At 71.1% G+C, this 21,162-nt stretch carries 16 protein-coding genes and 1 riboswitch; of the genes, 9 read left to right on the top strand and 7 right to left on the bottom strand.

What is annotated here, in order from left to right; translation table 11 throughout:
• Positions 1 to 52 precede the first annotated feature (52 nt).
• Both AOK08_RS31445 and AOK08_RS31440 read left to right on the top strand, forming a co-directional pair.
• A complete protein-coding gene (locus AOK08_RS31445) occupies positions 53 to 619 on the top strand; it encodes a DUF485 domain-containing protein (RefSeq protein WP_079054386.1) in 567 nt (188 codons plus the stop codon).
• The gene (locus tag AOK08_RS31440) at positions 616 to 2,208 is read left to right on the top strand and encodes a solute symporter family protein (RefSeq protein ID WP_055532388.1); all 1,593 of its coding nucleotides are present in this window, start codon (positions 616 to 618) and stop codon (positions 2,206 to 2,208) included. The genes AOK08_RS31445 and AOK08_RS31440 overlap by 4 nt, the downstream gene beginning before the upstream one ends.
• 46 nt (positions 2,209 to 2,254) lie before the next feature.
• On the opposite strand, the gene AOK08_RS31435 is transcribed toward AOK08_RS31440, so the two are convergent.
• The 5 genes from AOK08_RS31435 to AOK08_RS31415 all read right to left on the bottom strand — a co-directional run bounded on the left by AOK08_RS31435 (position 2,255) and on the right by AOK08_RS31415 (position 7,916).
• Positions 2,255 to 2,947, bottom strand: coding sequence for a response regulator (locus tag AOK08_RS31435; protein ID WP_055532386.1), 693 nt, complete (start codon positions 2,945 to 2,947; stop codon positions 2,255 to 2,257).
• Positions 2,948 to 3,160: 213 nt separating this feature from the next.
• Positions 3,161 to 3,841 (bottom strand): response regulator, encoded by a 681-nt coding sequence (locus AOK08_RS31430; protein WP_055532384.1) that lies wholly within the window; start codon positions 3,839 to 3,841, stop codon positions 3,161 to 3,163.
• Entirely contained in the window at positions 3,838 to 5,511 is a 1,674-nt protein-coding gene (locus AOK08_RS31425; RefSeq protein ID WP_079054385.1) for an ATP-binding protein, read from the bottom strand. The genes AOK08_RS31430 and AOK08_RS31425 overlap by 4 nt, the downstream gene beginning before the upstream one ends.
• A 62-nt stretch (positions 5,512 to 5,573) precedes the next feature.
• A complete protein-coding gene (locus AOK08_RS31420; RefSeq protein ID WP_079054384.1) occupies positions 5,574 to 6,584 on the bottom strand; it encodes a sucrase ferredoxin in 1,011 nt (336 codons plus the stop codon).
• A 75-nt stretch (positions 6,585 to 6,659) separates the two neighbouring features.
• Entirely contained in the window at positions 6,660 to 7,916 is a 1,257-nt protein-coding gene (locus AOK08_RS31415) for a citrate synthase family protein (protein ID WP_055532380.1), read from the bottom strand.
• 98 nt (positions 7,917 to 8,014) lie between these two features.
• Here AOK08_RS31415 and AOK08_RS31410 point away from each other — a divergent pair, with 98 nt between their 5' ends.
• Positions 8,015 to 9,190, top strand: a complete 1,176-nt coding sequence (locus AOK08_RS31410; protein WP_055532378.1) for a citrate synthase/methylcitrate synthase — start codon at positions 8,015 to 8,017, stop codon at positions 9,188 to 9,190.
• A 231-nt stretch (positions 9,191 to 9,421) separates the two neighbouring features.
• Positions 9,422 to 10,549, top strand: a complete 1,128-nt coding sequence (locus tag AOK08_RS31405) for a CobW family GTP-binding protein (protein ID WP_055532376.1) — start codon at positions 9,422 to 9,424, stop codon at positions 10,547 to 10,549.
• 31 nt (positions 10,550 to 10,580) lie between these two features.
• Here AOK08_RS31405 and AOK08_RS31400 read toward each other — a convergent pair whose 3' ends face one another.
• Complete coding sequence (locus AOK08_RS31400) at positions 10,581 to 13,037, bottom strand: DNA gyrase/topoisomerase IV subunit A (RefSeq protein WP_055532374.1); 2,457 nt, start codon at positions 13,035 to 13,037, stop codon at positions 10,581 to 10,583.
• Positions 13,038 to 13,321: 284 nt separating this feature from the next.
• Between AOK08_RS31400 and AOK08_RS31395 the strand changes: the two genes are divergently transcribed.
• The 4 genes from AOK08_RS31395 (at position 13,322) to AOK08_RS31380 (ending at position 18,163) form a co-directional block, all read left to right on the top strand.
• Positions 13,322 to 14,716 carry a M16 family metallopeptidase gene (locus AOK08_RS31395; RefSeq protein WP_055532372.1) on the top strand — a complete coding sequence of 465 codons (1,395 nt, stop codon included), beginning with the start codon at positions 13,322 to 13,324 and terminating at the stop codon, positions 14,714 to 14,716.
• Positions 14,713 to 16,101, top strand: coding sequence for a M16 family metallopeptidase (locus AOK08_RS31390; protein WP_055532370.1), 1,389 nt, complete (start codon positions 14,713 to 14,715; stop codon positions 16,099 to 16,101). Before AOK08_RS31395 ends, AOK08_RS31390 begins: the two co-directional genes overlap by 4 nt.
• A 226-nt stretch (positions 16,102 to 16,327) precedes the next feature.
• Positions 16,328 to 16,495: riboswitch (cyclic di-AMP (ydaO/yuaA leader) on the top strand.
• A gap of 13 nt (positions 16,496 to 16,508) precedes the next feature.
• On the top strand, positions 16,509 to 17,279 hold the full coding sequence (locus AOK08_RS31385; RefSeq protein ID WP_055532368.1) for a M23 family metallopeptidase: 771 nt from the start codon (positions 16,509 to 16,511) through the stop codon (positions 17,277 to 17,279).
• A 188-nt stretch (positions 17,280 to 17,467) separates the two neighbouring features.
• The gene (locus tag AOK08_RS31380) at positions 17,468 to 18,163 is read left to right on the top strand and encodes a GntR family transcriptional regulator (RefSeq protein WP_055532366.1); all 696 of its coding nucleotides are present in this window, start codon (positions 17,468 to 17,470) and stop codon (positions 18,161 to 18,163) included.
• 173 nt (positions 18,164 to 18,336) lie between these two features.
• Here the strand turns inward: AOK08_RS31380 and AOK08_RS31375 are convergent, their stop codons facing one another.
• Positions 18,337 to 18,618 (bottom strand): HPr family phosphocarrier protein, encoded by a 282-nt coding sequence (locus AOK08_RS31375; protein ID WP_053725500.1) that lies wholly within the window; start codon positions 18,616 to 18,618, stop codon positions 18,337 to 18,339.
• Between the two features lie 178 nt (positions 18,619 to 18,796).
• On the opposite strand from AOK08_RS31375, the gene AOK08_RS31370 reads away from it, so the two are divergent.
• Positions 18,797 to 21,162, top strand: a 2,366-nt coding sequence (locus AOK08_RS31370) for a bifunctional acetate--CoA ligase family protein/GNAT family N-acetyltransferase (protein WP_055532364.1), incomplete at its 3' end; no start/stop codon positions are given.

The raw sequence follows: 21,162 nt of genomic DNA, 5'->3' as shown, positions 1-21,162 counted from the left end.
AGTACGTGGGGAAGAAGAGTCGGGGATGGTCCCGTTCTGTCCATCCTTGGGCATGCAGTCAAGCGCCGGTCGCCCCAGCAGACGCGAGGGCGGCCCTGAGAGTTCGGCCGAGGCCCACGAAGGCCGTGACACCGTCCCTACCCGCACGGGGGTGGGCGGGGACACACGGTTCGACGACCCCTGGTACGACGCACTCGCCTCCGGCTGGGGCGAGTTGGACGGTACGGGTGCGCCCGCTCCAGCCGTCCCGTCCGCGCGACGGGAGCAGGAGAACCGGGGCGGATGCGCGGCCGACGTGTATTTGGAGGTGCAGCGCAGCGCGGCCTTCCGGGAGGTGCGCAGCCGGTACCGCAGGTTCGTGATCCCCGGCGTCGCCCTCTTCTTCTCCTGGTACGTGGGTTACGTGGTGACCGCGACCATGGCGCCCGGATTCATGGCCCGGCCCGTGATGGGGGCGGTGAACGTGGCGATGCTGGCGGGACTCGGACAGTTCCTCACGACGTTCCTGTTCACCTGGGCGTACGCGCGGCACGCGCGGCTGCGCAGGGACCGGGCCGCGCTCGATCTGCGCTGGGACACCCAGGAACTGACGCGTGGCCTCAGAGGTGGTGGATCATGACCGGCAACCATCAGATGCTGGCGCTGGTGCTGTTCAGCGCCTTCGTGGCCGTCACCCTGGCCATCACCACATGGGTGAGCCGGCATCGGCAGGGCTCCGCGGAGGAGTTCTACGCGGGTGGCCGGCTCTTCTCCCCGATGGAGAATGGTTTTGCCATCGCGGGTGACTACATGTCGGCCGCGTCCTTCCTCGGCATCTCCGGCCTCATCGCGCTCTTCGGCTACGACGGACTGCTGTATTCGGTGGGTTTCCTGGTGGCCTGGCTCGTCGTGCTGTTCCTGGTCGCCGAACTGGTGCGCAACTGCGGGCGGTTCACGCTGGCCGACGTCGTCGCGTCGAGGATGCGGGAGCGGCCGGTGCGGATCGCTGCGGGAACTTCCTCGGTCACCGTGTCCGTTCTGTATCTGGTGGCGCAAATGGTGGGGGCCGGCAGCCTCGTGGCGCTGCTGCTGGGAGGGACGGGCAAGGCGGCGCAGTCCTGGACGGTGATCGGGGTCGGCGCGCTCATGGTGATCTATGTGTCGCTGGGAGGGATGCGGGCCACCACGTGGATCCAGATCGTCAAGGCGGTCCTGCTGATGGGCGGGGCGGTCACACTGACCGTGCTGGTGCTGGTGCGGTTCCACGGCGACTTCGACCTGCTGCTGCGCACAGCGGCCGAGCGCAGTGGCCACGGTGACGCTTTCCTCGCCCCCGGCCTGCGCTACGGCGGTGACTGGACCTCGCGCTTCGACTTCATGAGCCTGGGGCTCGCCCTCGTACTGGGTACGGCCGGGCTGCCGCACATCCTCTCCCGCTTCTACACCGTGCCGACCGCCCGGGCCGCGCGGCGGTCGGTCGTCTGGTCGATCGGGCTCATCGGCGGCTTCTACCTGATGACGATCGTCCTCGGCTTCGGCGCGGCGGCGATCGTCGGGCCGCAGGCCGTCCGTGGGTCGAACGCGGCCGGGAACACGGCGGTCCCACTGCTGGCCCTCGATCTGGGCGGCGGAGCGGACTCCACAGGTGGAACGGTTCTGTTCGCGATCGTCGCCGCCATCGCCTTCGCGACCATCCTCGCGGTGGTCGCGGGCATCACCCTCGCGTCCTCGGCGTCCGTGGCCCACGACCTGTATGCGTCGTTGCGGCGCCCGAATGCCAAGCCGCGCAGCGAGGTGGCCGTGGCCCGCACCGCCGCGGTCGGCATCGGCGTGGTCGCGATCGCGCTCGGGCTGCTGGCCCGTGACCTCAACGTCGCCTTCCTGGTGGGCCTCGCCTTCGCCGTCGCCGCGTCCGCGAATCTGCCGGTGCTGCTCTACTCCCTGTTCTGGGGCGGCTTCACGACCAGGGGTGCGGTGTGGTCGGTGTACGGCGGGCTGATTCCGTCAGTTGTCCTCGTGCTGCTGTCGCCCGTGGTGTCGGGCAGTCCGGACTCGCTGTTCCCGGGAGTGGACTTCCAGTACTTCCCGTTGCAGAACCCCGGGCTCGTCTCGATCCCGCTGGGATTCCTCGCCGGCTGGCTCGGCACGGTGACCTCGGCGGAGGATGCGGACAAGGCCCGGCACGCGGAGACCGAGGTGCGGTCGCTGACGGGAGCGGGAGCCGTCTGACGGGCGGCGATTTCACCGTCGTACGACCGTGGCGGGCCGGGGTGGTTCAGTGAGCCACCCATGCGTACTGGTGTTCGGGGCGGCCGGTGTCGCCGTACTTGAGGGAGAGGCGGAGGCGGCCCGCCTGTTCGAGATGCCGGAGGTAGCGCTGGGCCGTGGAGCGGCTCAGGCCTGTCTCGGCGGCCACCTCGTGGGCCGAGAGGGGGCGGCCGGCGCGGTGGAGCACACCGCAGATGAGGTCATTGGTCGGCTCCGAGTGGCCGCTCGGCAGGCCGGGGGGCGCGGGCGCGGGCGGTGTGCGCAGGGCGCCGAAGATCCGGTCGACCTGCTCCTGGCCGGTGTGGCTCCGGTCCCCGACGTGGTCGACGGTGCGGCGCAGGGCGGCGTACGAATCCAGGCGGGTGCGCAGCGCGGCGAAGGTGAACGGCTTGACCAGGTAGTGCAGTGCGCCCACGCGCAGCGCGGCCTGCACGGTCACCACGTCGCTGGCCGCCGTGATCATGATGACGTCGGTGCAGTGACCCTGTTCCCGCATGTCGTGGACGAGTTCGAGGCCCGTCCGGTCGGGCAGATAGTGGTCGAGCAGGACCAGGTCGATGGTGCCCCGCTGCACGACGTCCAGGGCCTGAGCGGCGCTGTGCGCGCGGGCGGCGACTCTGAATCCGGGAACCCTTCCCACATACCTGGCGTTGATCTCCGCGACACGGAGGTCGTCGTCCACTACCAGGACGTCAATCATCGGGCCTCTCCCTCGGGGCCGACGAGCGGCAAGCCCGTGCGACGAACCCCCGTTGCGGTTCCGCTGCTTCGGCGCGCGGAACGAGCAGAACAGATTTTCGCAAGCGGAAGAGCGGCTTGCGTCCCGAAGTCCGATGTTGTGGCATGCGCCATGTCGCCCGCCGTCGAACAGCGGGGCGCGAGCGAGATCTTCACAACTCCACTGTGCCCGCTCTCAGGGGCGGGTCGCCCACACATAACGGTGCTCCGGGCGGCCCGCGTCACCGTATTTGAGGGTCAGCCTGGCCCGTCCCGTGCGCTCCAGCAGCTTCAGATAGCGCTGGGCGGTCTGGCGGCTCACCCCTGTCCGTTCGGCGATCTCCTGGGCGGACAGCGGGCCTTCCGCGTTCACCAGGGTCCGGCGCACCAGTTCCGTGGTGGTGGGGGAGTGCCCCTTGGGCAGTTCGGGCTCGGGCCCGGAGGACAGGGCGCCGAAGATCCGGTCCACCTCCGCCTGCTCGGCCTCGCCGCCGCCGTCGAGGGTGCGGCGCAACTCCGCGTACGCCTCCAGCCTGGCGCGCAGCCCCGCGAAGGCGAACGGCTTGACCAGGTACTGCAGCGCTCCCTGCCGCATCGCCGACTGCACGGTCGCCACGTCCCGGGCCGCCGTCACCATGATCACGTCGGTCTCGTGACCGCGTCGGCGCATCTCCTGCACGACCGAGAGGCCCGTACCGTCGGGGAGGTAGTGGTCCATGAGTATGAGGTCGACGTGCGGCAGCGCCTCCAGTCGCCGCAGCGCCCCGGCCGCGCTGTGCGCCTCTCCCGCGACATGGAAGCCGGGCACCTTCTCCACATAGGCGGCGTTGACGCGCGCCACCCGGACGTCGTCGTCCACGACCAGGACCTCGATCATCCCGACCCCTCCTGTGCGGCAGGCGAGCCGGTGGCAGCGGTGGTGACCGGCGCCGGGTCGGGCTCCCCGAGTGCCTCCGGCAGTACGACCGTGAACCGCGCGCCCCCGCCCTCGGCCTCGTCCACGCGCGCGCTGCCACCCTGCCGCTCCGCGAGCCTGCGTACCAGGGAGAGACCGATTCCGCGCTTGCCGTGTGCCGGGGCCTTCTTCGTGGACCACCCCTCTGTGAAGATCAACTCACGCTGTTCCGCCGGGATTCCGGGTCCCGTGTCGCGCACGCCGAGGACCGCGGTTCGGCCCTCCGCGCGCAGTTCGACCTCCACGCGCGCGTGCGCGGTCCCGGCGACGGCGTCCAGCGCGTTGTCGACCAGGTTGCCGACGACGGTGACCAGTCCCCGGGGATCGATCAGCCGGTCCGGGAGCAGGGTCCGGTCCGAGACCCACAGCGCGACCCCGCGCTCCGCCGCGACAGTGGCCTTGCCGACCAGCAGCGCGGCGAGCAGCGGATCGCGGATCTTCTCGGCGATCTGCTCCGCGGTGGCCCGGTGGTCGCCCACCACCTCGCCGATGAACTCCGCGGCGTCGTCGTACATCTCCAGTTCGAGCAGCCCCAGCAGTGTGTGCATGCGGTTGGCGTGTTCGTGGTCCTGGGCGCGCAGGGCGTCGAGCAGACCGTGCGTGGAGTCGAGTTCGCGGCCGAGCTGCTCCAGTTCGGTGCGGTCCCGCAGGGTGGCGACGGCGCCTCCGTCGTCGGTGGGCATGCGGTTCGCGACCAGGACACGCTGGCCGCGCACGGTGAGCAGGTCGGTGCCGGTCACCCGGCCGGCCAGCACATCGGTCGTACGTCCGGCACCGAGCGCCTCGTCCAGGGAACGGCCGACGGCCTCCTCGCCGATGCCCAGCAGCCGCTGTGCCTCGTCGTTGAGGAGCCGGACGCGGCCCGCGCGGTCCAGGGCGACGACACCCTCACGGATGCCGTGCAGTACGGCCTCACGTTCGGCGAGCAGCGCCGCGATGTCCGAGAAGGCCAGGTCGCGGGTCTGCCGCTGCACCCGCCGGGAGATCACCCAGGCCGCCAGGGCACCGACGGCCATGGCACCGCCCGCGTAGGCGAGCAGTCCCGGAATCGCGTGGAACAGCAGGGCACGCACACTGTCGTACTCGATGCCGACCGAGACCGCCCCGACGACCCTGCCTCCGGCGTCGCGCAGTGGCACCTTGCCGCGGGCCGAGCGGCCCAGGGTGCCGCTGTCGATCTCCATGACCTCCTCGCCCGCCAGGACCCGGCGGGGATCGGTGGAGACGACGCGGCCGATCTGCTTCGGGTCCGTGTGCGACCAGCGCACGCCCCGCGTGTCCATCACCACGACGTACTCGGCCCCGCTGGCCTTCCGGATCCGCTCCGCCTCGGCCTGCACCGGCCCGTCGACCGACGGACTGCTCCGCTGGAGGTCCTCGACGAACTGCGGCTGGGCCGCGGTGGTCTGTGCGATCGCCAGCGCCCGGCGCATCGCCTGGTCGTCCAACTGATCGCTGAGCGGGGCGAGGAACAGCCCGGTCGCGAGCACCGCCACTCCCGCGGCGATCGCCACCTGCATCAGCAGCACCTGCGAGAACATCCGCCGGGGAAGACCGAGGCGCAGTCGGCGGACAGGGGGAGTGGGGCTCATACCCATGACGGTACGGGGACGAGTGGTCCGTGCCGTAGTGGGGTGTGACGTGGATCCCTTGATCAACCTGTGTACAGGCGTGCACCGGGTGCTTGACGGGTGGACCGGGCGCCGCACGGGGCGACCTCGTGCGGACGGCGCGCCGGGGCCTTGGACACCAGTTCGCGCACGGCCGTCACGTCCATTCGCGCGGGCGAACCCAGAGCCGATCCGCAGCTCTCCGGGCGGGGCGGCAGCGCGGCCCCCTGGGTCACCGAGACGTTCCACCGGCGCCCGTCCGCGTGCGCGACGGTCACCTCCCAGTGCGGGGCCGAGCCGTCCGTCCGTACGACGCTCAGCGTGTCCGCCGCGTACTCGTGGGCCGCCGACCGGACGGCCAGTTCCGCGGCCTGTCCGGGCCGGTCCCAGGCGGAGCCGCCGCGACAGCCGTCCACGACGATCCGCCCTTCGCGCACGCCCTGGAGGACTTCCTTGATGTGCGGGGCCTGAGCGCGGCCGTACGCGTAGCCGTACGGCAGGACGAGCAGCGTCGGGGCGAAGCGGTGGCCGCCGAGGTGGGTGACCTCCCAGGCGCCCTCCACTCCGGAGGCGGCCAGTTCGGCGGCGAGGGGACGGCCGAGAAGCGCGCAGCAGCGGTCCCGCTTGCCGTTGGTGCAGACGAGCGCGAGGGGGTCCCCGGTGTGGGGCCGCCCCTGGAGTACGGCGTCGAAGGACTGCGGGGCGCCCCTGCCGAGCGCGGCGAAGTCGAGGTCGAGCAAGTGCTCGGGGGTGTGGGTGGTGGCGCTGCGCATCCAGACGTTCCCGGGCGTGGTGTGGGCGGCGTACACCTGCCGTACGGAAGGCGACCCGAGGTCGGCGTGGCGGCCGGGGCGGCGGATCAGCGCGATCCGTACGCCGGTGCCCTCCGCGGCCTTCTCCAGGGCGCGGCCGAGCACGGGGTCCAGATGGCTCATGGTGAGCGCCTGGGCACCCCACGGGCCCGGCTGCTCCAACAGCAGCCATGTCCTGGCGGTCGCCGCGGTTCCCGCGATGGGCTCGTCGAGGTCCCGCGAGACGGCTGTGCACCTACTCACAGAGGTGAGCCTAACCTGACTTGACGCGAGGCGGGCCTCCCGCCCGGCGGAACGGGTGGTTCCGGCAGTGTCGGGCTACTCCGGGAGCGGCTGCGGTGGGCGCTCGCCCACATAGGTTCCGTTCGGGCGCATCCGCAGCGGACGCTCGCCGTACTCCTCCAGGGCGTGTGCGATCCAGCCCGCCGTACGGGCGACGGCGAAGATCGTCTCGCCTGCCGACGCTCCCATGCCGCAGGAGACGGTGAACACGGCCAGGGCGAGGTCCACATTGGCGTGCAGCGGTGTGTGACGGGCGGTGGTGGTCACGACGTCCCGGGCCGCGGCGAGGGCTGGCGCGGCGTTCGGCATCTTCTCGAGGAGGGCGAAGAGGGCACGCGCGCGTGGATCCTCGCCGGGGTAGAGCCGGTGGCCGAGCCCGGGTACTCGGCGGCCGGCGCGCAGCTCGTCCGCGACCACGGGGGCCGCGTCGCCCTCGTCGAGCACGTCGAGGAGCATCCGGTGCGCCAGGCCGCTGGCGGCGCCGTGGAGGGGGCCTTCGAGGACGCCCAGCCCTGCCGAGACGGCGGCGTAGGGGTGTGCGCGGGCGGACGCGGCGAGGCGTACGGCGAGGGTCGAGGCGGCCAGGTCGTGGTCGGCCAGGAGACCGAGTGCCGTGTCCAGGGCGCGCAGTGACGCCTCGTCGGCGATCCGGACGGTGAGCCGGGCCCACAGCCGGTGGGCCAGCGGGCCCTCGTCGCGGTGGCCGGCCGAATGGGACGGCAGGGCGGCCACGAGGGTGGGGATGAGGGTGCGGGCGGTGCCCAGGACGGTGTCCTCGGAGAGGTCGAAGCGGAGCGGATCGACCGCCGCCGCGGCGATGGTGGCGACCCGGAGCCGGTCGACGGGGTCGCTGTGCTCCGGCAGCGCGTTGACGGAGCGGCGGGCGGCGGCGACGGAGGCCTTCGGCGCGGTGAAGGCGGCTCCGGGGCGCGGGGTGCCGGTCCACAGCCATTCCGCGACTTCCTCGTAGGAGTGGCGTGCGGCCAGTTCGGTGGCGTCGACTCCCCGGAAGTAGTACCGGTCCTTGTCGATGAGGGTGAGCCGGGTCCGCACGGACAGCTCGCCGCCGGCGGCCGGACTCCCGCCGCTCTCCCGTCTGTTGCGGCGGGCGAGCGACTCCACCTCGGTGGCGTCGAAGGTGCTGCCCCGGCCGCCGGGATCGCGTCGGCTGCTGAGCTGACCGCGACTCACGTACGCGTACACGGTCTCGGGCTTCACGCCGAGCAGTTCGGCGGTCTCCTTGGTGCTCAGCCGGCGGCCGGAGTGGTCGGGGGCGGGTTCCAGATCGCGCATGGGGGTCACCGTATCCGCATGGACTTCATATTGATTCAATCAATATTGACATGGTTTCCATCTATCATGGACAGTCGAATCAAGTTCAGGGAGGAATCATGTCGAACGACCGGGCCGCAGCAGCCGCAACCACCGTTGTCGACGTACCGCGAGGACTCGCGGGCGTCGTCGTCACCGACACCCGAATTGGTGACGTCAGAGGGCACGAGGGCTTTTACCACTACCGCCAGTACTCCGCCGTCGAACTCGCGCGGACCCGCGGTTTCGAGGACGTCTGGCATCTCCTGGTCCACGGTGAGCTGCCGGACGCGGGCCGACTGGCAGCCTTCACCGCGCGGACCGCGGCCCTGCGGCGGTTGCCCGGCGAGGTGCGGGCGGCGCTGCCCGCCATCGCGGCGGCGAGCGGCCGCTCCGGCCCGCTGGCCGGCATGCGCACGGCGCTGTCGCTGCTCGGCGCGGCGAAGGGATTCCGCCCCGTGTACGACATCGGTGCCGAGGAGCGGCGCGCGGACGCCCTGGTCGCCTCCGCGGCCGTGCCGACCGTACTGACGGCGCTCTACCGGCTGGGCCGGGGCCTCGACCCGGTCGAGCCTCGGGAGGACCTCCCCTACGCGGCCAACTACCTGTACATGTTGACGGGATCGGAGCCGGATCCGCTGCACGCCAGAGCGATCGAGCAATACTTGATCTCAACCATTGATCACGGATTCAATGCGTCAACCTTCACGGCGCGGGTCATCACGTCGACGGGGGCGGACGTGGCCGCCTGCCTCGTAGGAGCCGTGGGAGCACTGTCGGGTCCGTTGCACGGGGGTGCCCCGAGCCGCGCGCTGGACACCCTGGACGCCATCGGCACACCGGACCGCATCGACACCTGGATCCGTGAACGCGTGCTCGCCGGTGACCGCGTCATGGGCTTCGGTCACCCGGTCTACCGCACCGAGGACCCCCGCTCCCGCATGCTCCGGGGCATCGCCGAGCAGTTCGGCGGCCCGCTGGTCGAACTCGCGGTCGAGGTGGAACGACGGGTGGAGGCGATCCTGGCCGAACTGAAGCCGGGCCGCGAACTGCACACGAACGTCGAGTTCTACGCGGGCGTGGTCATGGAGCTGTGCGGCCTGCCGCGCGAGATGTTCACGCCGACGTTCGCGGCGGCCCGTGTGGTGGGGTGGAGCGCCAACATCCTGGAGCAGGCGGAGGACTCGAAGATCATTCGGCCAGCGGCCCGGTACGTGGGGCCCGTGCCCCCGGTGGCGGTGCCGCCGCTGGTCTGACAACGGCCCGGTGCCCACGGGCGGCCCGACACCCATGCGGCCCCACGCCCGGCGCACGTACCGGCGCCCTGCCTGACGTGGGCGTATCGCACCGGCCGCCGCCGAGCGTCAGCTCAGTGGCGACAGCTCGGCGGTGACTCCTCCGGCTCGTATCCTGGGGCGGCATTCGTTCCTCGTACGCGCGCGGGGCCGTGGGCCGGTGTGCGCGTCGGTGTGAGAGAGGTCGCAGAGTTGAGTCAGCCGGGTCCGAGCCAGAGCCCTCGGCAGATCCCCGTCATCGTCCTCGCCGGGTTCCTCGGTTCCGGCAAGACCACCCTCCTCAACCACCTTCTCCATCGCAGCGGTGGCAGCCGTATCGGGGCCATCGTCAATGACTTCGGGGCCATCGAGATCGACGCCATGGCGGTCGCGGGAGCGCTCGGGGACTCCACGGTGTCGTTGGGCAATGGATGTCTGTGCTGCGCCGTTGACGCGAGCGAACTCGATGTCTATCTTGATCGACTCACTCAACCCTCGGCCCGCATCGACGTCGTCGTCATCGAGGCCAGCGGGCTCGCCGAGCCGCAGGAAGTCGTCCGGATGGTGCTCGCCAGCGAGAATCCCCGGGTCGTGTACGGAGGGCTGGTCGAGGTCGTCGACGCCGTCGAGTTCGACGACACGCGGGAGAGGCACCCCGAGATCGACCGGCATCTCGCCCTCGCCGATCTCGTCGTCGTCAACAAGGTCGGACGGGTCGCGGACGGCGGCGAGCGGGTCCTGGAAACCGTCCGAGGGCTGGTCGACCGCGCTGCCGTCGTCCCCGCCGACTACGGACGAGTGGACCCCGAGTTCCTCTTCGACTGCCGGCCCACCGAGGAGCGCGTCGGACAGTTGTCCTTCGATGACCTGTACGACCACACAGCGGGTGGCCACGGGGTGGACGGGGAGGGCGAAGACGGCCACGAGGACGGCCCGGGAGACCATTCCGGGCATCTGCACGCCGCGTACGACAGCCTCTCCTTCAGCTCCTCGACGCCCCTCCATCCGCGCCGGCTGATGGCCTTCCTGGACAGCCGGCCCGAAGGGCTCTACCGCATCAAGGGGTACGTCGACTTCGGACCGCACGACCCGGACAACCGGTACGCCGTGCATGCCGTCGGGCGGTTCCTGCGGTTCTATCCCGAGCGCTGGGCCGACCGCGAGGAGCGGCTCAGCCGGCTCGTCCTCATCGGGACCGGCATCGAACTGTCCGTCCTCGGCAAGGACCTGGAGGCCTCTATGGACGACGCCCCACACGCCGACGAGCACAGCATGTGGGGCGTCCTGAGGTACGTACAGGAGCAGAGCCCGGATGGCTCCGGAGAGGCCGAGGCAGGCTGACCCGCACCGGGCCGACCTACCCCGGGCCGACCTACACCGGGCCCGTCACCACACCCACCGTCTTCGGCAACGACACGCCCGAGCCGTCGCGGCGCGGGTCCATCTCCGGGAGCTCCGCCGGGGTGCCGTTCTTCTGGGACGCCCGCGCCGGCGCGGGGCCCGCCCAGGCCAGGGACAGACAGTCCTCGCCCTTCAGGAACCGCTGGCAGCGGACACCGCCGGTGGCCCGTCCCTTGCGCGGGTACTGGTCGAAGGGGGTCAGCTTCGCCGTCGTCTGCACGGAGTCGTCCAGCGTGCCCCGCGAACCCGCGACGGTGAAGACGACCGCGTCCGCCGCCGGGTCCACGGCCGTGAACGAGATCACCTTGGCGCCGTCCGTGAGCTTGATGCCGGCCATGCCGCCGGCCGGACGGCCCTGGGGGCGGACATGGGCGGCCTGGAAGCGCAGCAGTTGGGCGTCGTCCGTGATGAAGACCAGGTCCTCCTCGCCGGTGCGCAGCTCCGCCGCGCCGACGATCCGGTCGCCGTCCCTGAGCGTGATGACCTCCAGCTCCTCCTTGTTGGAGGGATAGTCGGGGACCACCCGCTTGACGACGCCCTGCTCCGTGCCGATCGCGAGGCCCGGGGAGGACTCGTCGAGCGTCGTCAGGCAGACCACCGTCTCGCCGTCCTCCAGGGAGAGGAACTCCGAGAGCGGCGCGCCGCCCGAGAGGTTGGGCGCGGTCGCCGTGTCGGGCAGCCGGGGGAGATCGATGACGTTGATGCGCAGCAGACGGCCCGCCGACGTCACCGCGCCCACCTCGCCCCGTGCCGTCGCCGGGACGGCGGAGACGATCAGGTCGTGCTTCGCGCGTCTGCCGTCCTCGTCGGCCGGGAACGGCTCGCCGTTCGCCGTACGCGCCAGCAGGTCCGTCGAGGAGAGCAGGACCCGGCACGGGTCGTCGGCCACCTGGAGCGGGACACCGGCCGCGGGGGCGGCACCGGCCGACTCCAGCAGGACCGTACGCCGCTCGGTGCCGAACTTCTTGGCCACCGCGGCCAGTTCGGTCGAGACCAGCTTGCGCAGCTCCGCGTCCGACTCCAGGATCCGGGTCAGTTCCGCGATCTCGGCGGCCAGCCGGTCCTGCTCGGACTCCAGCTCGATGCGGTCGAACCGGGTCAGGCGGCGCAGCGGGGTGTCCAGGATGTACTGCGTCTGGATCTCGGACAGGCCGAAGCGCTCCATCAGGCGTTCCTTCGCCTGCGCGGAGTTGTCGCTGGAGCGGATCAGCCGGATGACCTCGTCGATGTCCACCAGCGCGGTGAGCAGGCCCTCGACCAGGTGCAGCCGGTCACGGCGCTTGCCGCGACGGAACTCCGAGCGGCGCCGCACGACCTCGAAGCGGTGGTCGAGATAGACCTCCAGGAGCTCCTTGAGCCCCAGGGTGAGGGGCTGGCCGTCCACCAGCGCCACGTTGTTGATGCCGAAGGACTCCTCCATCGGCGTCAGCTTGTAGAGCTGTTCCAGGACCGCTTCCGGTACGAAGCCGTTCTTGATCTCGATGACCAGGCGCAGGCCGTGACTGCGGTCGGTGAGGTCCTTGACGTCGGCGATGCCCTGGAGCTTCTTCGAGCCGACCAGGTCCTTGATCTTGGCGATCACCTTCTCCGGGCCCACGGTGAACGGCAGTTCGGTGACGACCAGGCCCATACGGCGCGCCGTCACGTTCTCCACCGACACCGTGGCGCGGATCTTGAACGTGCCGCGTCCCGTCTCGTACGCGTCCCTGATCCCGGCGAGGCCGACGATCCGGCCGCCGGTGGGCAGGTCGGGGCCGGGGACGTGCCGCATCAGGGTGTCGAGGTCGGCGGCCGGGTAGCGGATGAGATGACGCGCGGCCGAGATGACCTCGCCGAGGTTGTGCGGCGGCATGTTCGTGGCCATACCGACGGCGATGCCCGACGCGCCGTTGACCAGCAGGTTCGGGAAGGCGGCGGGCAGCGCCACCGGTTCCTGCTCCTGGCCGTCGTAATTCGGCGCGAAGTCGACGGTGTCCTCTTCGATCGACTCCGTCATCAGGGACGTCGCGTCGGCCATGCGGGCCTCGGTGTACCGCATGGCGGCCGGCGGGTCGTCGTTGCCCAGCGAACCGAAGTTGCCGTGGCCGTCGACCAGCGGCACGCGCATGGAGAACGGCTGGGCCAGACGCACCAGGGCGTCGTAGATCGACGAGTCGCCGTGCGGGTGGAGCTTACCCATGACCTCGCCGACGACGCGGGCGCACTTCACATAGCCGCGGTCGGGGCGCAGGCCCATCTCGTTCATCTGGTACACGATGCGACGGTGTACGGGTTTGAGGCCGTCACGGGCGTCGGGCAGGGCTCGGGAGTAGATGACCGAGTACGCGTACTCAAGGAAGGAGCCCTGCATCTCGTCGACGACGTCGATGTCGAGGATCCGCTCCTCGAAGTCATCGGGCGGCGGGGTCTTCGTGGTGCGGCGGGCCATCGCTGCCGACTCCTTCTGATTCCTGGTCGTGCTGAGACATGAACGGGATCTGACGCGGACCATTGTGGACTGCCGCACTGACAACGCGGACCAAGGCCCGTCCCTGCGACGGTGCCGGGCGATGGCGGCCGATGCTGAAACGTACCGCCTGGACGCCGGGGAATCTCGCTGTCGGCGTACGTCCGCCGGGAACTTCGCCAGCACTCCATACGCTTGCATACAGTGGCAGGACCGGCAGGAAAACAGCGGTTGCAACAACCGCATCCGCGATCGAAGGGACGTACATGCCCATGGGTCACACGGCCACAGCCGAGGCAGGCTCCGGCGGCCTGACAGCGACCGAGCACCGCCTCGCCAACGGGCTGCGCGTGGTGCTCTCCGAGGACCACCTGACCCCGGTCGCAGCGGTGTGCCTCTGGTACGACGTCGGGTCGCGCCACGAGGTCAAGGGCCGTACCGGCCTTGCTCACCTCTTCGAGCACCTGATGTTCCAGGGTTCGGGCCAGGTGAAGGGCAACGGCCACTTCGAACTGGTCCAGGGCGCGGGCGGCTCGCTCAACGGCACCACCAGCTTCGAGCGCACCAACTACTTCGAGACCATGCCCACCCACCAACTGGAGCTCGCGCTCTGGCTGGAGGCGGACCGCATGGGCTCGCTGCTCGCGGCCCTCGACGACGAGTCCATGGAGAACCAGCGGGACGTCGTCAAGAACGAGCGCCGGCAGCGCTACGACAACGTCCCCTACGGCACGGCGTTCGAGAAGCTGACCGCCCTCGCCTACCCGGAGGGCCACCCCTACCACCACACGCCGATCGGTTCCATGGCGGACCTGGACGCGGCGACGCTGGAGGACGCGCGCGCGTTCTTCCGCACCTACTACGCGCCCAACAACGCCGTGCTTTCGGTCGTCGGGGACATCGACCCCGAGGAGACGCTCGCCTGGGTCGAGAAGTACTTCGGCTCCATCGCCGGGCACGACGGCAAGCCCGCGCCGCGCTCCGGCGCCCTCCCCGACGTCATCGGCGAGGAACTGCGCGAGGTCGTCGTGGAGGAGGTCCCCGCGCGCGCGTTGATGGCCGCCTACCGCCTCCCGGAGGACGGCACGCGCGCGTGCGACGCGGCCGACCTGGCGCTCACCGTCCTCGGCGGCGGCGAGTCCTCCCGCCTCTACAACCGGCTCGTACGACGGGACCGTACGGCGGTCGCGGCCGGCTTCGGCCTGCTGCGGCTGGCCGGAGCACCCTCCCTGGGGTGGCTGGACGTGAAGACCTCAGCGGACGTCGAGGTGCCGGTCATCGAGGCCGCCGTCGACGAGGAGCTCGCCCGGTTCGCCGCGGAGGGCCCCACCGCCGAGGAAATGGAGCGCGCCCAGGCCCAGTTGGAGCGCGAGTGGCTGGACCGGCTCGGCACGGTCGCGGGCCGCGCCGACGAACTGTGCCGCTACGCCGTGCTGTTCGGCGACACGCAGCTCGCCCTGACCGCCGTGGGACGCGTCCTCGACGTGACGGCCGAGGAGGTCCAGCAGGCCGCCAAGGACCGGCTGCGCCCCGACAACCGCGCGGTGCTCGTCTACGAGCCGGTCTCCCCGGAGACCGTCGAGGACGCGGACCCGCCCCAGAACCCCGAGGCCGAGGCCACGGTCGAAGCCGGCGACAAGGACGAGGAGACGGCCAAGTGACCGAGCTCGCCACCATGGAGTTCCACCCCCAGCCCCAGGCGGGCGAGGCCAGGCCCTGGGCCTTCCCGGCCCCCGGGCGCGGCACGCTCGGCAACGGCCTGACCGTCCTGCGCTGCCACCGGCCCGGCCAGCGGGTCGTCGCCGTCGAGGTGCTCGTCGACGCTCCCCTGGAGGCCGAGCCGGCCGGTCTCGACGGCGTGGCCACGATCATGGCCCGGGCCTTCTCCGAAGGCACCGACAAGCACTCCGCCGAGGAGTTCGCCGCCGAGCTGGAGCGCTGCGGCGCCACCCTGGACGCGCACGCCGACCACCCGTGCGTGCGCCTCAGCCTCGAAGTGCCCGTGTCGCGGCTCCCCAAGGCGCTCGGTCTGCTGGCCGACGCCCTCAGGGCGCCCGCGTTCTCGGAGAGCGAGATCGAGCGGCTGGTGCGCAACCGGCTCGACGAGATCCCGCACGAGACGGCCAACCCGTCCCGCCGATCGGCCAAGGAGCTGTACAAGGAGCTGTTCCCGGCGTCCTCGCGGATGTCCCGACCGCGCCAGGGCACCGAGGAGACGGTCGCGAAGATCGACGCGGCCGCCGTACGCGCCTTCTACGAGGGGCATGTTCGGCCCGCCACGGCCACCGCCGTGGTCGTCGGCGACCTCACCGGTGTCGACCTGGACGCGCTGCTCGGCGAGACCCTGGGGGCCTGGACGGGCTCGCCGGCCGAGCCTCGGCCCATGCCGCCGGTGACCGCCGACGACACCGGCAGGGTCGTCATCGTGGACCGCCCGGGTGCCGTGCAGACCCAGCTGCTCATCGGCCGCGTCGGCGCCGACCGGCACGACCGGGTCTGGGCCGCGCAGGTCCTCGGCACGTACTGCCTCGGCGGCACCCTCACCTCCCGCCTGGACCGCGTCCTGCGCGAGGAGAAGGGCTACACCTACGGTGTGCGGGCGTTCGGCCAGGTCCTGCGCTCGGCTCCGGACGGTACGGGTGCCTCGCTGCTCGCCATCAGCGGCTCCTTCGACACCCCGAACACCGGTCCGGCCCTGGAGGACCTCTGGAAGGTGCTCCGCACACTCGCGGCCGAGGGGCTCACCGACGCCGAGCGCGATGTCGCGGTGCAGAACCTGGTGGGCGTCGCCCCGCTCAAGTACGAGACCGCGGCGGCCGTGGCGAGCACGCTGGCCGACCAGGTCGAGCAGCACCTGCCCGACGACTACCAGGCGACGCTGTACCGGCAGCTCGCCGCGACCGGCACGGTGGAGGCCACCGCGGCGGCCGTGAACGCCTTCCCGGTGGACCGTCTGGTCACGGTCCTCGTCGGTGACGCGGCGGCGATCGAGGAGCCCGTCCGGGCGCTCGGCATCGGCGAAGTGAGCGTCGTCCCCGCCGAGTAGCGACGCCGGAACGCGCAAAGGGGCCCGGGTGACGAATGTGTCGCCCGGGCCCCTTTGTCCATGTTGACGAGCAAGTTGCCCATATTGATGGGGAGATTGACGGAGAGGTGGACTGTCCGCACTGTGGCATGCGCTACAAAACCGGTGATCCGTTTGTTGATTGAAAGATGTACCGCTTAGCGTCAGTCCGGCTGTCCGTCACGCACGGCGCCGCAACCGCGGCACCGGACAGTCATCGCCGAGTCCCCGTACGGCGCGAGCCAGGGGAGCCGGGGACCCACCATGTGCAGTCCCTGGGGTGAATCGGATGCCCGCGCGTGCCGCGAGGGTGTCTGTAGGAGACCTTCCTGCTCCGAACCCGTCAGCTAACCCGGTAGGCGAGAAGGAAGGAAAGGACCCACCAACACATGGCGTTCACCCGCGCCACCGGGAAGCACCGTCGTCCCAGCCGCCCCAGTCTCGCCACCCGCACGACCGCGCGCGCGGCCGGCGTCGCCGCCCTCGCGACCACCGGAGTCGTCGGCACTCTCGCCGCCCCGGCGCTGGCCACGGAGTCCGCGTCCGAGCAGACCGGTCTCACCCCGGTGATCTCCATCGGAGAGACGCTCGCCGAGCAGATCGACGCGCAGGCCGTCGCCCAGGAGGAAGCCGCCGAGAAGGCCGCCGAGGAGCGGGCCGTGGCCGCCGCGCAGAAGGAGGCCGTGGAGCGGGTCAAGGAGGCACGCGCGGCGGAGGCCCGCGCCGCCCGCGAGGCCGAGCGCAAGCGGCTCTTCGCCTACGTCGCCCCGATCGCCGGCTCGTACATCTCCACGGGCTACCAGGCCGGCGGCGGCATCTGGTCCTCCGGCAGCCACACCGGCGTCGACTTCCACGCCGCGGCCGGCACCCCCGTCCAGGCGGTGGGCTCCGGTGTCGTGGTCGAGGCGGGCTGGGGCGGGTCCTACGGCAACAACATCGTGATCAAGATGATTGATGGTACATACACTCAGTACGGTCACCTGTCGTTCATCAATGTGTCGGTCGGTCAGACGGTCGCCCCGGGCCAGCAGATAGGCCTCTCGGGTGCCACCGGCAACGTCACCGGCGCACATCTCCACTTCGAGGCGCGCACGACCCCGGAGTACGGCTCGGACATCGACCCTGTCGCCTACCTCCGCTCGCACGGCGTGAACGTCTGACGAACGCATGCCCGACTTGTCGCGGCCCCGGCTTCCCGAGCCGGGGCTTTCGGCGTTTTGGAGGGGTGTGTGTCCAAAAAAAATCCATGGATTCCCGCCTGCCGTCGGAAATTCCGGTTCTCTGCAATAGAGTCACTGAACACACGTCAATCGTCGACGTTTCACGGGGATTAAAGCGGAGGTCGGACATGCGTATTCCGGCGCACTCGGTATGCACGGCGATCCGGGACGACATCGTCGCCGGTGTCTACGAGCGCGGCAGCCGGCTCACCGAGGAACTGCTCGCGCGTCGGTACGGCGTCTCGCGCGTCCCTGTCCGCGAGGCCCTGCGCACCCTGGAGGCCGAGGGCTTCGTGGTGACCCGGCGGCACGCGGGCGCGTGTGTCGCGGAACCCACCGAGCAGGAGGCCTCCGACCTGCTGGAGATGCGTATGCTCCTGGAGCCGCTGGGTGCCTCCCGGGCCGCCCAGCGGCGCACCGAGGCCCACCTCAAGGTGCTGCGGGGCCTGGTCCGGCTGGGGCAGGAGCGGGCGAGGAGGGGGAGCAGCGAGGATCTGCGCTCGCTGGGGGGCTGGTTCCACGAGACGCTCGCCCAGGCCTCCGGAAGCCACGCCCTGACGTCGACGCTCACCCAGCTCCGGCACAAGATCGCCTGGATGTACTCGGTGGAGGCGCCGGTCACTCCCGTCGAGTCCTGGGCGGAGCACGGCGCGATCGTCGACGCGGTGGCGCGCGGTGACAGCGAGCGGGCGCGGGCGGTCACGGCGCTGCACACCGAGCGCGCGACCGCCGTGCACCGCCTGCGGTTCCCGGGCGCCGGGGACCGGTCGGACCGTGTGAGGACTTCGCAACATCCCGTAAACATGACGGGCCTGCGTCATTAACACGGGCACCGTATACAAAGAGAGTTGAATTCGCGGGAGATTATTTCTGCTGCCCGCGACCGAGAATTGCGAAGGGCTCACCCGATATTCGGGTGAGCCCTTCGCCGTGTGCGGACGACACTTTCGCGGTGGCATATGCCGCCACCGTCATTCGAGGACCCCGAGGGGATTCCTCAGACGGTCTCGGGGAGTTCTTCGAGACCCTCGGCCACCAGCTTCGCCAGACGGTCGAGCGCGACGTCGGCGCCCTCCGCGTCGGAGGCGAGGACGATCTCCTCGCCGCCCTGGGCCCCCAGGCCGAGAACCGCCAGCATGGAGGCCGCGTTGACGGGGTTGCCGTCGGCCTTGGCGATCGTCATGGGGACGCCGGCGGCCGTGGCCGCACGGACGAAGATGGAGGCGGGGCGGGCGTGGAGGCCCTCCGCCCAGCCGACGTTGACGCGGCGCTCAGCCATGTGATGCTGCCCTTCACTGTCTCAGGGTTGTCTAGACCATTGTTCCATAGCGTGAAGCGTTCCGGGAGGCAGGCGGAAACCTGTCCCGGAACCGCGTTCGGACCCCGGCCTGGGCCCGACTTCGGTCCCCACAGACTGCCTCGCGACGTTGTCGTACGCGAGCCGTACTCTGGGGCGCATGCAGAACTCGGCGGACCGGCACGAGTACCCCGCCCACTGGGAGGCGGACGTCGTCCTGCGTGACGGCGGCACCGCCCGTGTCCGGCCCATCACGGCGGACGACGCGGACCGGCTGGTCAGCTTCTACGAGCAGGTTTCGGACGAGTCGAAGTACTACCGCTTCTTCGCGCCCTACCCGCGCCTGTCCGCAAAGGACGTCCACCGCTTCACCCACCACGACTTCGTGGACCGGGTGGGGCTCGCGGCCACGGTCGGCGGCGAGTTCATCGCCACCGTACGCTATGACCGGATTGATGCCGACGGGCTGCCCGCCTCCGCTCCGGCCAACGAGGCCGAGGTCGCTTTCCTGGTGCAGGACGCCCACCAGGGCCGGGGGGTCGCCTCCGCCCTCCTCGAACACATCGCGGCCGTCGCCCGCGAGCGGGACATCCGCCGCTTCGCCGCCGAGGTACTGCCCGCCAACAGCAAGATGATCAAGGTGTTCACGGACGCCGGCTACACCCAGAAGCGCAGCTTCGAGGACGGTGTCGTCCGCCTGGAGTTCGACCTGGAACCCACCGACCGCTCACTCGCCGTCCAGCGCGCGCGGGAGCAGCGGGCCGAGGCGCGTTCGGTACGGCGGCTGCTCGCCCCGGGCGCAGTGGCCGTCATCGGTGTCGGGCGTGCCCCGGGCGGCGTCGGCCGCAGCGTCCTCGACCACATCAGGGACGCCGGTTTCACCGGTGACCTGTACGCGGTCAACAGCGCCTTCCCGGAGGAGCGGAAGGACATCGACGGGGTACCGGCCCACCGGTCGGTGCGCGACATCGCGGGCCCCGTGGACCTCGCGGTCGTCGCCGTCCCCGCGCCGTACGTCCCCCAGGCCGTCACCGAGTGCGGAGAACACGGCGTACAGGGACTCGTCGTGCTCTCCGCCGGGTACGCCGAGAGCGGCCCCGAGGGGAAAGAGCGGCAGCGGGAACTCGTACGGCACGCGCGCACGTACGGGATGCGCATCATCGGCCCCAACGCCTTCGGCGTCATCAACACGGCCGAGGGCGTCCGGTTGAACGCGTCGCTCGCCCCCGAGATGCCCAGGCCCGGGCGGATCGGGCTGTTCGCGCAGTCCGGGGCCATCGGGATCGCACTGCTGTCCCGGCTGCACCGACGCGGGGGAGGGGTCACGGGGTTCACCGGCGTGTCGACCTTCGTCTCCTCCGGCAACCGGGCCGACGTGTCCGGCAACGACGTACTCCAGTACTGGTACGACGACCCGGACACCGACGTCGTCCTCATGTACCTCGAATCCATCGGCAACCCGCGCAAGTTCACCCGTCTCGCCCGGCGCACGGCGGCTGCGAAGCCGCTGGTGGTCGTACAGGGGACCCGGCACGGCGGCGCCGCTCCCCAGGGGCATGCCGTACGAGCCACACGGCTGCCCCACGCGACGGTGTCCGAGCTGCTGCGCCAGGCCGGGGTGATCCGGGTGGACACGATCACCGAGCTGGTCGACGCGGGGCTGCTGCTGGCCCGGCAGCCACTGCCCGCCGGTCCCCGGGTCGCGATCCTGGGGAACTCCGAGTCCCTGGGGCTGCTGACCTACGACGCGTGCCTCTCCGAGGGGCTGCGACCGCTGGCGCCGCTGGACCTGACGACCGGGGCATCGCCCGCGGACTTCCACCGGGCGCTGTCGGAGGCGCTGGCGGGCGACACCTGCGACGCGGTCGTCGTCACCGCGATCCCCACGGTGGGGGAGGGCTCCCCGGGGGACGAGGTGCTCGCCGAGGCCCTGAGGTCGGCCGCCGCGGAGGTGCCCGGCAAGCCGGTGCTGGTGGTCCATGTGGAGCTCGGCGGACTGGCGGAGGCGCTGTCGGCCGCGGCCAGTACCGCCCCGCAGGCGGATCCCCCGGCCCCCGGCGCCGCGGTGACGGAACGGCCGCCCCGCGCGCGGGCGACCCAGACACCGGCATCCCCGGCCTCGACCGCGCCCGCCGCCGACTCCTGCTCCCGTCTGATCCCCGCCTACCCCGCCGCCGAACGTGCCGTACGGGCCCTCGGAGAGGCCGTGAAGTACGCGCAGTGGCGGCGAGAGGCCGCCGAGCCCGGCAAGGTGCCCGAGTCCATCGACGCGGACATCGACGAGAAGGGGGCCGCCGAGCTGATCGGCGGGCTCCTCGCGCGCGGGCAGGGGCTCACCCTCGGCACGGACGAGACGTGCGAGCTTCTCGGGATGTACGGCATCCCGGTGCGCCGGGCCCTGCCCGCCCCGAACCCCGACGACGCCGTGACCGCGGCGCGGTCCCTCGGCTACCCCGTCGCCCTCAAGGCCACCGCCCCGCACCTGCGCCACCGCGCCGACCTGGGCGGCGTACGCCTGGATCTCGC

The organism is Streptomyces graminilatus (genome assembly GCF_001418565.1).
Lineage (GTDB): Bacteria > Actinomycetota > Actinomycetes > Streptomycetales > Streptomycetaceae > Streptomyces > Streptomyces graminilatus.
Note: the sequence above shows the minus strand (reverse complement) of the source record. Positions and strands in the feature narration are given on the sequence as shown.